Source organism: Roseovarius sp. CAU 1744, from assembly GCF_039839345.1.
Classification (GTDB): domain Bacteria; phylum Pseudomonadota; class Alphaproteobacteria; order Rhodobacterales; family Rhodobacteraceae; genus Roseovarius.
In genome coordinates, this window is sequence record NZ_JBDOQV010000007.1 from 111941 (window position 1) to 124921 (window position 12981).

General features: G+C 61.0%; 12 protein-coding genes. 5 read left to right on the forward strand and 7 right to left on the reverse strand.

Annotation, left to right across the window (positions count from 1 at the left end; genetic code table 11):
- The first annotated feature begins 48 nt into the window (after positions 1-48).
- Both AAFO92_RS15260 and AAFO92_RS15265 read left to right on the forward strand, forming a co-directional pair.
- Complete coding sequence (locus AAFO92_RS15260; protein WP_005613345.1) at positions 49-399, forward strand: metalloregulator ArsR/SmtB family transcription factor; 351 nt, start codon at positions 49-51, stop codon at positions 397-399.
- A gap of 435 nt (positions 400-834) precedes the next feature.
- Positions 835-1500, forward strand: coding sequence for a L,D-transpeptidase (locus AAFO92_RS15265; protein WP_005613343.1), 666 nt, complete (start codon positions 835-837; stop codon positions 1498-1500).
- A gap of 39 nt (positions 1501-1539) precedes the next feature.
- Here AAFO92_RS15265 and AAFO92_RS15270 read toward each other — a convergent pair whose 3' ends face one another.
- Positions 1540-1809: a hypothetical protein gene (locus AAFO92_RS15270; protein ID WP_005613342.1), complete on the reverse strand. Its 270-nt coding sequence runs from the start codon at positions 1807-1809 to the stop codon at positions 1540-1542.
- A 379-nt stretch (positions 1810-2188) separates the two neighbouring features.
- On the opposite strand from AAFO92_RS15270, the gene AAFO92_RS15275 reads away from it, so the two are divergent.
- Complete coding sequence (locus tag AAFO92_RS15275; RefSeq protein WP_085818090.1) at positions 2189-4375, forward strand: cation-translocating P-type ATPase; 2187 nt, start codon at positions 2189-2191, stop codon at positions 4373-4375.
- Between the two features lie 63 nt (positions 4376-4438).
- The gene (locus AAFO92_RS15280) at positions 4439-4951 is read left to right on the forward strand and encodes a L,D-transpeptidase family protein (protein ID WP_121143694.1); all 513 of its coding nucleotides are present in this window, start codon (positions 4439-4441) and stop codon (positions 4949-4951) included.
- Positions 4952-4954: 3 nt separating this feature from the next.
- On the opposite strand, the gene phnE is transcribed toward AAFO92_RS15280, so the two are convergent.
- The 4 genes from phnE to AAFO92_RS15300 are packed head-to-tail and all read right to left on the reverse strand — an operon-like array spanning position 4955 to position 9247.
- Complete coding sequence (gene phnE, locus AAFO92_RS15285) at positions 4955-5713, reverse strand: phosphonate ABC transporter, permease protein PhnE (RefSeq protein ID WP_085818092.1); 759 nt, start codon at positions 5711-5713, stop codon at positions 4955-4957.
- Positions 5713-6495 (reverse strand): ATP-binding cassette domain-containing protein, encoded by a 783-nt coding sequence (locus tag AAFO92_RS15290; RefSeq protein ID WP_085818093.1) that lies wholly within the window; start codon positions 6493-6495, stop codon positions 5713-5715. The genes phnE and AAFO92_RS15290 overlap by 1 nt, the downstream gene beginning before the upstream one ends.
- Positions 6492-7367 carry a phosphate/phosphite/phosphonate ABC transporter substrate-binding protein gene (locus AAFO92_RS15295; RefSeq protein WP_027263693.1) on the reverse strand — a complete coding sequence of 292 codons (876 nt, stop codon included), beginning with the start codon at positions 7365-7367 and terminating at the stop codon, positions 6492-6494. Before AAFO92_RS15295 ends, AAFO92_RS15290 begins: the two co-directional genes overlap by 4 nt.
- Complete coding sequence (locus tag AAFO92_RS15300) at positions 7367-9247, reverse strand: cytochrome c peroxidase (RefSeq protein WP_085818094.1); 1881 nt, start codon at positions 9245-9247, stop codon at positions 7367-7369. Before AAFO92_RS15300 ends, AAFO92_RS15295 begins: the two co-directional genes overlap by 1 nt.
- Before the next feature lie 94 nt (positions 9248-9341).
- Between AAFO92_RS15300 and mntR the strand changes: the two genes are divergently transcribed.
- Entirely contained in the window at positions 9342-9812 is a 471-nt protein-coding gene (gene mntR / locus AAFO92_RS15305; RefSeq protein WP_005641374.1) for a manganese-binding transcriptional regulator MntR, read from the forward strand.
- A gap of 237 nt (positions 9813-10049) precedes the next feature.
- On the opposite strand, the gene AAFO92_RS15310 is transcribed toward mntR, so the two are convergent.
- Positions 10050-11042 (reverse strand): cytochrome c oxidase assembly protein, encoded by a 993-nt coding sequence (locus tag AAFO92_RS15310; RefSeq protein WP_347536535.1) that lies wholly within the window; start codon positions 11040-11042, stop codon positions 10050-10052.
- Positions 11039-12976 (reverse strand): penicillin acylase family protein, encoded by a 1938-nt coding sequence (locus AAFO92_RS15315; RefSeq protein ID WP_085818095.1) that lies wholly within the window; start codon positions 12974-12976, stop codon positions 11039-11041. The genes AAFO92_RS15310 and AAFO92_RS15315 overlap by 4 nt, the downstream gene beginning before the upstream one ends.
- Between the last annotated feature and the right edge of the window lie 5 nt (positions 12977-12981).

The window sequence follows — 12981 nt, forward strand, 5'->3', positions numbered from 1 at the left end:
TACTCCTGCTAAAGTGGATCAAGTTCAAACATATCAGCAAGGAGTGATATGATGCAAGTCTTCGCCGACCGCAATGCTGCGGCCGCTGGCATCGAGCGTAGGGCAAAGCTCTTTCGCGGTCTTGCCGACCCGAGCCGACTGGCGATACTGGGCGTGCTGTGTGAAGGACCGTTGGTTGTTCACGAGATCGTCAAACGCACAGGGCTATCGCAGCCCAACGTGTCAAATCATTTGCGATGCCTTCTGGATTGCGGACTTGTCGCCAGCGACCGCGATGGGCGCTTCATTCGCTACCGGATCAGCAGTCCGCGCATAGCAGCTCTTTTAAATGATGTAGACGCCCTGCTTGATGTGGTCGCAGAAGGTGTTGGGGCTTGTGACAATTATCGCGAAGCGTGAACGATAATATCCCAATGCACGTCATCACGACCACTTCCGCGTGAGGCAAAATTTTATATGGGGCTTGCTGCCAAACGTGTTGAAAAGACCCATTATTGAAAGCGCTCAATTTAACTGCTCGGCATAGCGAGTTAAGGATCACAATTGAAGCGAAGATCAAGACGAGGCCCGGCATCGTGGCAGTAGCCTGGTTTCACCCCACAGATCGTGACAGCGCTTAGACTGATAAAGAAACGAACGGGCCCGAAGTATTACCGAGATCGTCTGGCATCAAAATTTCTCTTGAACCTCTAGTAGCTTTAGGAGTTAAGCCACCGACATAGAACGGCACCATGGAGCAAGTTGCCAATAACGCCTCACTCTTTCCCGGGCGAACAACACTGCGTTCGGGGTAAGGTTCGGTTTGCCGTCCAATGCGTGAACGGAGCAATCTATATGCTGACAAGACGACACTTCATCCAGACGACTGCCGCATTGTTCTCGGCGTCTATCTCGAGTCCGCTCCTCGCTGACACCTGGCCCACTGAAGCGGAAAAGGCGGCTTGGGATGCACAGATTACACCGCCGGGCTATAACCCAGCCACATCAAACCCGTGGGGCCTGCACCCGCGCTTTCTGCCGCAGCGGGTTATAACTAAAGATGGTCTTGTGGCCGGTGACATCCATGTCGATGCTGTCGCGCGCTATCTTTACCATATCGAGGAAGGCGGCACGGCGATGCGCTATGGCGTAGCGATTGCTCGTGGCAAACTTTATGAGCCAGGCGTCTACACGATCAAGCGCAAGGTCAGGTGGCCGCATTGGCAGCCAACACAGAACATGATTGACCGCGACCCGGAGCTCTACGCCGACATCGCTGACGGTATGGAACCCGGACCTGAGAACGCGCTCGGGTCACGGGCGCTTTATCTCTATGTCGGGGACCGAGACACCTATCTGCGCATCCACGGTACACCACAGCCGCGAAGCATCGGCGGCCGAGCCAGTTCCGGTTGCGTCCGGATGGTCATGGCGCACATAAACGATCTGTATCCGAATGTGGAGATTGGCTCGACGGCGTTCCTATATTCGGCCGAGGACAGCGTGACTCCGCAGAGTTGACCCAAGCCGCGCCGTCAATCCGACGCTTGGACGCGTCAATCAGGATTGGCGCGCGACGCAGATGGGATTGCCGCCTGCCGATCGCAACGGGACCAAGGTCGTTTCCACCGGCCCACTATGGGCATACCAATAGCAATTATCTTCGGGACGTAGCCGTGCCGTGATGAGATCCTGGTCGGGTGCAGCGAGGGCTGCGACAGATTCTGGAACATTGCCGATCCTGAATGGATCGTTGTCTTCCTTAGAAGGCACCGCGCAGCCAGCCAGGGCCAATGTTGCAACCATGATCACCGCATATTTTTGAAGCATATCTATCTCACTCTTTGGCAGGTCAGCCGCGTCTTCAGACTTAGCGGCGCGTTTCAAGGTTCCGCAGGTCTGTGTCCTTACTTGACCAAATTTTTGTTTTAGCTCTTGAAGCTCTAGTTACTGTAGGGGTTATTTCAATGTGGAATGAACGAATCCCGAGGTCAATCCCATGTCTTCCAATGGCCACCGCCACGACCACAAGCACAGCTCTGACTGCAGTCACGATCATGGTGATGATCACAAACATGCGAGCGGAGTTTCCCACTCTCATGGAGAAGGTGCTGCGTGCTGCGGTGCTGGAGCCAACACGGAATTGGCACAAGCCATCCCCTCGAATGGACGAAATTTTCAAGTCTCCGGTCTGGATTGTGCCGAAGAGGTGGCAATCCTGAATAGGGTGGTCGGTCCAAAAGTCGGCGGGACTGAGCATCTGGCGTTCGATGTCATCAATGGTCGGATGACGATTCTGGATACCGCAGACAGGATTTCGGACAACGAGGTTTCGCAACTGGTCGCGAGTACCGGCATGAGCGCAAAACCGTGGGACGCCGACAATGCAGCAGAGGATCAGGCCGCGCATCTGGCACGTCAGAAGCGCTTTACCTCGTTGAGCGGCGGCTTCTGGGCGGCGGGATTCCTTTTTCACATTGTCGAGACCGGCATGGGCGGCGCGCTCGGGCTCTTTGCGGGGCATGGCGAGGTGCCTATGCCTATGGCGGAAGCAGGGATCTTCGCCGTCGCGATCCTCTTTGGGGTCTGGCTGGTTGCGCCCAAGGCATGGTCTTCGGCGCGGCGACTTTCACCAGACATGAACCTACTGATGGTGGTGGCCGTTGCAGGAGCCATCGGGCTCGGCGAATTCTTCGAGGCCGCGACGGTCGCGTTTTTCTTCTCTTTGTCGCTCTATCTTGAGAGCTGGAGTGTCGGTCGCGCACGCAACGCGGTTTCATCTCTCCTCGATCTGGCGCCGCCAACGGCGCGGGTTCTTTACGACGACGGATCTGAATCCGACGTTCCGGCCGCGGCCGTGGCAGTCAATGCAAGGTTTATCGTGCGCGGCGGCGACCGGATCCCCCTCGACGGTGAGGTCGTGGACGGGGCAGGGGCCGTCGATCAGGCCCCAATTACTGGGGAAAGCGCGCTAGTGCCCAAGGAACCCGGCGACGAGGTCTATGCCGGCACGATCAACGGGGAGGGCACACTGACGGTGCGGGCGACGAAGGCCGCCTCGGACACGGTGCTCGCGAAAATCATTCGTATGGTGGGCGATGCCCATGCCCGCCGCGCGCCGGTCGAACAGTGGGTGGCCAAGTTCGCGCGCATCTACACACCCATCGTGATGGCTTTGGCGATCGCCATCGCGCTGGTGCCGCCACTGCTGCTCGGCGGCGCCTGGGACTACTGGTTCTACAATGCTCTGGTCCTTCTGGTCATCGCATGTCCTTGCGCGCTGGTCATTTCTACGCCGGTCTCCATCGTGGCGGCGCTGACCGCGTCGGCACGGGCGGGGGTGCTCATCAAGGGCGGCGCCTATGTCGAGGCGCCGGGGCGGACCACGGCACTGGCGATGGACAAGACCGGGACGATCACCATGGGCGAGCCTGAGGTGGCGGCGGTTCACCCACTGGTCGGCGTTTCCGCACGCGATCTCATGGCGCTGGCAGCAAGCCTGGAGGCGCGGTCTTCACACCCGCTGGCACGCGCCATCCTCTCGCGCGCCGAAGCCGATGGTGTTTCCGTGTCTGCCGCAGAGGACACCCGCACCGTGCCCGGGCGCGGTCTGGAAGGACGCGCCGACGGGCGCGTTATCTGGCTCGGCTCGGATCGCTTCGCCGAAGAGAAGGGGTTCGGCAATGCCATTCCGGCGGATCTGCGGGATCGGATCGAAGGGGCAGGGAGCACCCTCGTTGCCGTGGGTGACGAGACCGGCGTGACCGGCGTACTGGAGCTTCGCGACCGCATCCGCCCAGATGCAAAGGGGATCGTTGCCCGCCTGCATGCGCAGGGTGTGAAGACCATCGTGATGTTGACGGGCGACAACGAACGCACCGCGCGCGCGGTGGCAGCCGAAGTCGGCATCGACGAGGTGCGCGCCGAACTTTTGCCAGAAGACAAGGTGACGGCCATTGAGGAACTCGTCGAAAGCCACGACATGGTGGCGATGATCGGCGACGGTGTGAATGACGCACCGGCCATGGCGCGGGCGCATTATGCCATCGCCATGGGCGCTGTCGGATCGGATGCCGCGATCGAGACGGCCGACATCGCGCTGATGACCGACGACATCGGCAAGGTACCCTGGCTTATCGGCCATTCGCGCCGTGCCATGACGATCATCCACCAGAATATCGGCATATCGCTGGCGACCAAGGCGCTGTTCGTCGGGCTGACCGCGTTCGGCATGGCCTCAATGTGGGGCGCCATTGCTGCGGATGTAGGCGTGTCTCTGCTGGTGGTCGCCAACGCACTTCGGCTCCTGAACGGCCATCAGGTTGAGGCCGGGCCTTCAGGCGGAGAACCGGTGGGCGAGCAGATGGCGAAGGGAGCACTGGCGCACGGTCATTGATCCGGCGGTTTCGGTAGAGTAACGTCTGACATCAACCAGACCTCGCAAAAGGGGCGTCGAGCGGTGATGAATACCAGAATTCCACGGCGGGTCTTGCTGTTGGGCGGATTGGGCGTCTTCCTGTCAGGCTGTGCCGGCAAGTTCCGGTCCTACAACGGTCCCGAAGTGACCCGGCTGCGTATGTACAAGGCGCAGCGGCTGCTGGTTCTGGACGGGGCGGATGATGTCTTGCGGACCTATCCCATCGGATTGGGCTTCGCGCCCGAAGGCCACAAGCAGTTCGAAGGAGACGGCCGCACGCCGGAGGGCTCCTACGCGATTGACCGGCGCAACCCGGACAGCCTCTTCCACCTCTCCATCGGCATCTCATATCCCAATGAGGCCGACATCGCGTTCGCGGAGGCGCAAGGAAAATCGCCGGGTGGCGACATTTTCATCCACGGGGGGCCCCGCAAGGGGATCGACCCGATGAACAAACGCGACTGGACCGCGGGCTGCATCTCCGTCACCGACCGGCAGATCGAGGATATCTACGCCATGGTGCGGGACGGGACACCGATCGACATCTATACCTGATGGTCAGGCAAAACGACGGCGCAGCGCAACGTTGATAGCTTCGATGGCGATGACCATGACGACGACGGCAATCGTGACGCTGGCCGCCTTGTCATACTGGAAAGAGCGCACGTAGGTCTGGATGTAAAAACCGATCCCGCCCGCGCCGACAATGCCGAGGATCAGCGACTCGCGCAGGTTCAACTCGAACCGGAAAATCGTGTCGCGGGCGACGACCGGCGCCATCTGCGGCCAGATCGCGTATCTGAGCCGCACGAGCGGCCCGGCGCCCGCGCTTTCCAGTGCGGCGATCGGCGCGCGGGACACGCCGTCGATCGCCTCGGCATAGAACTTGGCGAGCATCCCGGTGGCATGAAAGGCGACCGCGATGATGCCGGGCAACGGCCCGAGCCCGACAGCGCCCACCATGAGCATGGCCACGAGGATCAGCGGAATCGCCCGGATGAAAGCAAGCAGCGTTCGGATCGGCCGGAACACCGCAGGCGATACCATCGTCTCAGACGCGAGAATGCCGAGGGGAACGGACAGGATCACAGCACCGAGGGTGCCGAGGATCGCGATCCGCAGCGTTTCCGCGCTGCCCTTCTTGATCTCGGCCATCACCGTCGGGTCAGGCGGAAACATCCGACCGAGGAAATCGGCAATGCGCGGGCCGGCCGACATGAGACGCGACAACTCGACATCGGTCGTGGCGAAGGACCACAGGATCGCGGCGGCGATCAGACCACTCGTCGTAAAGCCGCCAAACCCGCGGAACGCCATCAGGACACCGCCCTGAGGCCGATACCGGGGATTGGCTCAACCGCCCGATAGAGCTCCGCTGTCGCATCCTCGTTCAACTCGGAGGCCGGCACATCGAAGGCAATCCGCCCGCCACGAATGCCGATGATGCGCTGCGCGAAACGCCGCGCCAGGTCGGGCTGGTGCGAGGAAAACAGCGCCGTTGCGCCGCGCGCTTGCGCCGCCCCGGTCAGCAGCGCCAAGACCTCCCCAGCGCGGGTGGGGTCGAGGTTGCTCACCGGCTCGTCGGCGAGGATCAGCCGTGGCTCCTGCGCGAGACACCGCGCAATGGCCACGCGCTGCCGCTGGCCGCCGCTGAGACTGTCGACCCGGCGTTCGGCGAGATCGGCAATGCCGCAATCGGTGAGGGCTGTGCGCGCAATGTCGAGATCATGTGGCGTTGGCGACCCCAGCAGGGCGCGCAGGGGCGCCATCCGGCCTAGGCGGCCGTTCAGCACGTTGCGCAGAACCGTGGAGCGTTCGACCAAGGCGAATTCCTGAAACACGAAACCGGTATCAGGTCGGCTTGCGCGCGGCGGCGGTTGGTCGGGATCGAGCGGCGCACCCAAGACTGAAACGCGCCCGCGCCAGCCCTGAAGCCTGCCGTCGAGCAATGCCAGCAGCGTTGTTTTTCCTGCCCCGGACGGGCCGAGCAAAGCGACGCTTTCGCCGGTCGAAATTGTAAGCGAGACCCGCTCCAGCGCCGGAACACTCCCGCCCGGATGGGCAAAGTTCAGGTCGTCGATCCGGATCGCAATGTTCATTCCAGGAGCCCATATCGCCGTGCCATGTCGCGCACGCCGCCATAGGCGGCGGAGTCGGCCCTGACATAGCCGTCCGGCCCGTAGAGATAGCGCAGCTTGTCGCGGTTCTCAGGTTCGTTGAGCTGCAGCATCGCGTTGGTGAAGCGGTCTTGCACCTCGGCATCCAACCCGGGTCGCGCGATCACGACATGGCTCGGGATTGGCGGGCTTTCCGCGATCCATGTCACCTGTGCCTGCTGCTGCGGCGTCAGGAGCAGGTCCGCATACTGGCTGGCACCCGCGGCATCGACCAGACCTTCGGCCATCGCCTGCATGGCCTGCTGATAGCCGCCTGCGAAGAAGACGCGGCCGAAGAATGCCTCCGCCGCGCCCGGACCGTCGATCAGCCCAGCCTCGACGAATTCGGCGAGCGGATAGAGATAGCCAGATTCCGAGATCGGATCGGCAAAGGCGATGTCGCGCCCGCGCAGGTCGGCAAGCCCTGCGATGCCACTATCGCGCCGGACGAAGATGCGACCCGTGTAGCTCGGCGCGTCGCGGTAGACCTCGGACAGGAGTGGCACGGCACCGATCTCGGCCTCGGCCAGGACGAAAGGCAGGGCGCCCATGAAGGAGATATCCGCGTCGCCATTGCGCAGCGCCTCGACCGCTGCCGCATGGTCGATGGTAACAAACCCTTCGACGGGGACGTCGATCTCACTAGCCAGCCAGCCGGTGATGGCTTCAATGTCGCCCAGAAGCTTCTCGGGGTTCTCCTGCGGGATGAAAGCCAGCCGCAACGCAGTGTCCTGCGCGGCCAACGGGGTTGCGAGCGATACTGCGCCCGCACCGGCCAGTGCCAACATCGTTCTGCGATTCAGATGGATTGCCATCAGAATGCCCTCTCTTCGATTGCGTCGGCTTCGGACTTGAACGCGGTCCAACTGGCTTCGGCGGCCACCCAGTCTTCACCGCGCACGGCGGCACCGACCTCGGCCAGCCGCTCGGCCAACGCGTAGACCTCGGGCCGCGCAGCCAAGTTCGACATTGTGCTGGCGTCCGCCGAAAGGTCCGCGGCGACGGTGTCGGTCAGCAGCAGAATGTGCTCCGCATCCCTCTGTGGCAGCAACGTATTGAGCGTCGAGGCGAATGTCGTCAGTTCGGAGAATGCCAGCCGGAAGGCGGTGTTCTCGGCGTCGAATGCCTCATAGGGCTCATCCGCTGCGCCCACGGTCTCCAGATAGGCCGTCAGGTCAGCCCTCTCCGCCGCGGTCAGCCCGAGCGCTTTCGATTCGTCGAACCAGTCCACGACAGCGGCCAGCGTCGGCAGAGATCCGTCATGGAAATAGGGTGCGGTGTAGGCCGTGCCGAGCAGCGTGGGTGTATCCATCGCACCGGTGCGGGCGCCATCGTAGGCCGACGCAACCGAGCCGATATCATGGGCCTGCCGGTCCAGGAAGTTCGTGTCCGGGACGTGGCAGCTGGCGCAGGAACGGTCGCCGAGCGCCGCGAAGGGCGTATTGAAGATCGCTTCGCCGCGCTGCGCGGCCTCGGGAGCGGCTTCGGTCAGCTGACCATCCGGTGTCAGCATGGAGTTGGGCAGGAAGTCGAATTCGAGCATGTAGGCGAGCAGAGCATCCAGCATGAAGGGCGTCGGTTCATCGCCGCCGAACTCGTTGACGATGACGTTGCGGGTGAAATCACGCAAGGAGGCGAAGCGGCCATCGCGGCCGTAGGGCCCGGTGAAACGCAGGCCACGGAGGCTGGGGATGTCAATCGGATCATCGCGCCGGTCATTGAAGATCGGATTGAAGAAGGCGCCATCGACATCGATCGCGCCTGGCTGATGGCTCGCACCCGGAATGAAAAGCCGCTGGTTGACGTCCGAGCGGTTGTGACAGGTCGAACAAGCGACCCCGAGGTCCTGCGCCGGATTGCCAAAGATTTGCGCGCTGTCGAACAACATGTCGCCATATGCCACCAAAGGCAGGTCGGTCTCGTCGATGCCCTGCTCCTCGAAATTGAGGACGAGGCGCGGCAGCGGATCCTGATCGAACATGTCAGACCCCGGCGGCAGGCTTGGCGGCACCTCGATGGTGCGGCCACTTAGGACAACAGTTTCCGGCAGCGCGCTCAGCGTCCGGCGGGGCGCGAAATCGTCAACGAGGTAATTCTCGGCGAGATAGCCGGAGATGACTTCGCGCGCGGCTTCCATGGTTTTGCGACTCGCGGGTGTGGCACCAGCACCAAGAACACCGGCGGAGCCTGTGCTGCTGTTGAGTTCCAGCCAGGCGAGGCCGATGCGTCTCGAAGCGTCGGGATCAGCAGCCGCGATACCGTCCGCGAATGCGCGATAGAGTTCTCGAGCTGTCCGCACGGCCTGCTGTGCACGTGCAGGGTCGTCGGCCATGACTGCCCGGTCCAGTTCCTCGTCGATCCTGCGCGCTATCAGCCGCGTCGCCTCGGCGAAGACCGCCTGGCGGTCCTTGCGAGTTATGGCGTTCAGAAGGGGCGCGGGTCCAATGTCGCTGCTGCCGTTCAGCCAAGCCAATGCACCGACAGCGAATTCCGAACCCCGGTAGGATTCGGCCCAGGCGGTCCCGACGTCATCCCAGGGCAGCGGTTCGAGATTCGCGAGGAAGAGAGTCAACCGGTAGGCCGCCGCCTCTGGAAGCCATGGGGCCTCCTTGGCGGGCGTCGCAGCGACAGGTCCGGACAGGACGAGCGCACTTGCGAGTGCGGCAATGAACGCTCCAAGGAATTTCTGAATCACCGTGGTCTCCCAACTTCAAAGTTAGCCACGGCTAATTTATCTACCCTATGCAAACAAGTTGTCAATCCTGCAGTTTCCCTGCAAAGTCCCAAGTATGACAAAGCTGCAATCACAGGAACATGAACCGTTCGAAACTGTCGACAGGGCTCCCGAAGCACAGGCTGAGGGATTCGCGACCGTGCGTCAGGCACATGAGAGCGAAATGGCGGAAGATTACGTTGAACTGATCGCCGAACTGATCGAGTCGCGCGGAGAGGCAAGGCCGGTGGAAATCGCCGAACGGTTTGGAGTGAAGCCGCCGACCGTGACCAAGAACATCTCGCGACTCAAAGCTGCTGGCCTGGTGCGGCGGGAACCTTACCGCGCCATATTCCTCACGGATGCCGGTCGGGAGTTGGCCGAGGCCTGCCGCCGGCGGCACAGGATCGTCGTCGCGTTTCTCCTCAGCCTGGGAATCGACGAAGAGACTGCGGAACGCGATGCGGAGGGGATCGAGCATCACGTCAGCACGACCACGCTGGAGGCCTTCGAACACGCCCTCCTGCAATCTGAGAGCGGCAAGTAGCGCAGCATCAAGTTCTCGCGAAATTCAGCAAAGCAAGACTCAGGAGGCGGCGGCGTCAGCAGTCAAAGGCTGGTGGGTCTGTTCTGATGGTCAACTTTAGTGCAGAAAATCGTTCGTGTCCTCTGAGCTTGGCCAGCCCGAGATAGTGTGCCCAAAATCTCTGACTGCGACGACGGTGCAGCGAAAATGTCGATCGCGGGAAAAGACGTGGGTACAACCTTTGATTTGCTCCTCTGTTCAAAGCGCATAGACAATAGTCACCACCGTCGTCATGACGATGAAGAACATGACCAAGGCGCCTATGGCGAGCGTCCGGCCCATGTCGCGGTTTGGCTTTGCCACTTTCAGACGCAATTCTTCGGCCGTTTCCGGAAACTCGAGCGCCGCGGAGTTCGAGCCTCGCACCAACTCGTATCGTGAATTCCAGCGACGCACCTCGGCCGCGTTCCACCCGTTCATGACCAGAATGATCGCGGCGATCATCAGCATCGAGGACGGGACCCAGATCGTGTAGCCACCCATGGTTTCGTCGGACAGGGGATCGAGCAACCCGGTTCCCGCCGTTTGGTAGGAGGCATAGAGGCTCACCTCTTTGAGTGTCGTCAAGGAACCCAGAAAAATGTTTGAAACGATCACCGCAAAACCGGAGATCAGCCTTGCGCCGCGCCTCGCGCCCTCAGGGGGATCTCTCGGGTCGAAGAGCATGCCGAAATACCAGATCCCTGCCAGCACCATCGCAAAATGGGCGAACACCTCGATCGCCGCGATGCGCTGCGCAAGTCCGTAAAGCATTGGAATCTGCCAGATAAAGAGCGACGTGATGAGCGCGGCAGTGGCGGTTACCGGATGTGCCAAGAGCCCCAAAGTAATAGATTTTCCAAGAGCGCCGAGGTATCGACGCCACCGTCTGTTCAAACCGGCTTGCAATAATCGCCACGGCTGAGAGACCGCGATGAGTAGTGGTCCTGCAAGGCGAAGGAGAAGATGCTCCACTTGGTGCACCGAAAAGAGGCTGTGCCCCAACGAAGCCAGAGGCGCATTCGTGGCCGCGAGAATACAGGTCAAGCCAGCGAAGAACAGAGCTTGCCGCCAAACAGAAACCGTCCCGCGAATGCGAGCGGATCGCGCGAGGCCGCGCACGTAGAACCATGCGGCCAAACTGACGGAAACAAGGGACACTGGCGAAATCGCATATCCAAACGGGTCGAAATTAAGGAAGTAGGTGATCATTGGCTCCTGTCATGTTGTATTGCTGGCCCATCGACGGACACTGGTGAAAGTCGAGATGTTCCCACTGCGCCACCTTGGGCCAAGGACAGATCAGTGGACATCGGAAGGTATTTGCCCTGCATCCACATGGGGAAAAGGTTTTCATAGAAACGTGAGAGCGGGTGGCCGGACTGACCGGCGGGCGCGATGAAATAGGATCCGGCTTCTTCCGAAAACGACATGACCGCCTGAAAATTGGTGCCCGCGCTGGTCGCGAACGGGCGGTCATTGTCAGAAGTGAACAGTGTTGCAATCAGTGTGTCGGGATCGCCGGAAGATGGGGCTTCGAGAGACAGCAGATCGCTGATGATCCCGCTCGATCGGATTGGTGCCCACCCCATATTCAAAGCGTGTGCTTCGCCCCAGGCCCAGGCGGACGGATCGGGTCCGTAGCGGTCGACAAGCCAGCCGATGGCATCATCCAGGGCCGCACGAACCTGATCCTGGCAGGTCTCGATGCGGGTAGACGGGCGGATGTCGCACCAGATTGCGCTCCCTCCGCGATCTGAAAGCACCGCAAATAGGACATCGGGATTTGGCCTGGCCCAGACCTTCGTCGCGGATGGAAATTCATCCTGAAGTATTCGCTTTTGCAACGCGCGCGCCCAGGCCCAGAACACGAGCGGCTCCGGTGAAAAGCGATCCATGTCGCCATTCCATTGGGCAAGTTGATCCAGAATATCGCCGCGAAGCTCATTTGCGCGGTTCTCTTCGAGAGCACCTGTGGAACCCACGAACCAAAGCTCTTTTGCCATTATAGGAAGAAGCGCCCGCGCGGCAGCGCTGACCGTGTCGCGCTGCACCGTAATCGCGCCCTCGACCGAGAATATCGGCTGCCGCTCATCAAGAGCAGCCAGACGGGCGTCTCGAAACGATAAAGGAGTTTCGACCTCCCTGTCAGGCCAGCGAGCAAGGGTTTCTCGGTCGATCGCAAGAATCTCCAATCCGGCTGGTGACAGGTTCATGCATGCGTCCATAGCATCGTTCACATCGGCGGACCGCGCCAGACGGTCAAGCATCATCAGAAAATTGCTGGCCTGCGCGGCCGTGGGATTCTCTGGCTCTTTAACGGCTTTCTGGGACACAGATCGGAACGCCCAAGCGACGCGTTCGCTGCGACCGACGACAATGAAGGGCACACCCGGCAATGTAGCCCCAATCGCGGCTCCGGTCGGGAGTTGAATATCCGCCAGGTACCATTCAGAAGGCAGCGATAAGGGGCCACGTATATCGGCGGCGAGAATTGGTGCTCCGGTAGCTGTTCTGTCTCCAGGCAACGCCCAAGCATCGAGGCTGACCTTGGGCGAGGTCACAAACAGCTCGGGCAAAAGAGGTCGATCCGACGGGATCGGTAGATCTGACAAGCCGGACAGGTCATTCTGCCGTCTCTCGGGTTGAAGATCGTTCAGAAACGCTTGGGCAAGTCTGAGACTATCGACGGGTCTCCAGGCTGCGATCATTCTCTCATCCGCGATCAACAGATCGGGTGAGCCTCTGCCGCGCCCGCCTTCGGACACCAGGCCAAGCCACGCGTTGACACCTGCGGCATATGCGTCGAGCGCTTGGGCTGTCGAAGGCTCAACTTCGATCGTCCGGTCAAGTGGCATCAAGGCTTGCGCTGCCCGCCTTGCCCTCAATAACTGGCCAAGCCTGTCCTGAGCGTGAACGAAACCAAGCGCGAAATAGGCGTCCGGAGCGGAGTCTGCAGAAATGTGCGGTATGGCCGCAGCATCTCGCAGAATATCGACTGGACCTTCGATACCCGCAACACTGAAATCCTCGTCATAGTCGGGGACGGAGGCGCGCAAAAGAAAGTAGACGACACCGGATACGGTCAGTCCTAATGCAAAAACCGCCAGGAGCAAGTACAGTAATATGTTGAATAGTCGTTTCAATTCGT

Bases quoted from the DNA above. Each gene is read 5' to 3' on its own strand.
- mntR (WP_005641374.1), top strand. From the start codon at position 9,342: ATGACAAAGCTGCAATCACAGGAACATGAACCGTTCGAAACTGTCGAC.
- AAFO92_RS15260 (WP_005613345.1), top strand. From the start codon at position 49: ATGATGCAAGTCTTCGCCGACCGCAATGCTGCGGCCGCTGGCATCGAG.
- phnE (WP_085818092.1), bottom strand. From the start codon at position 5,713: ATGGCGTTCCGCGGGTTTGGCGGCTTTACGACGAGTGGTCTGATCGCC.
- AAFO92_RS15295 (WP_027263693.1), bottom strand. From the start codon at position 7,367: ATGGCAATCCATCTGAATCGCAGAACGATGTTGGCACTGGCCGGTGCG.
- AAFO92_RS15270 (WP_005613342.1), bottom strand. From the start codon at position 1,809: ATGCTTCAAAAATATGCGGTGATCATGGTTGCAACATTGGCCCTGGCT.
- AAFO92_RS15310 (WP_347536535.1), bottom strand. From the start codon at position 11,042: ATGATCACCTACTTCCTTAATTTCGACCCGTTTGGATATGCGATTTCG.
- AAFO92_RS15265 (WP_005613343.1), top strand. From the start codon at position 835: ATGCTGACAAGACGACACTTCATCCAGACGACTGCCGCATTGTTCTCG.
- AAFO92_RS15290 (WP_085818093.1), bottom strand. From the start codon at position 6,495: ATGAACATTGCGATCCGGATCGACGACCTGAACTTTGCCCATCCGGGC.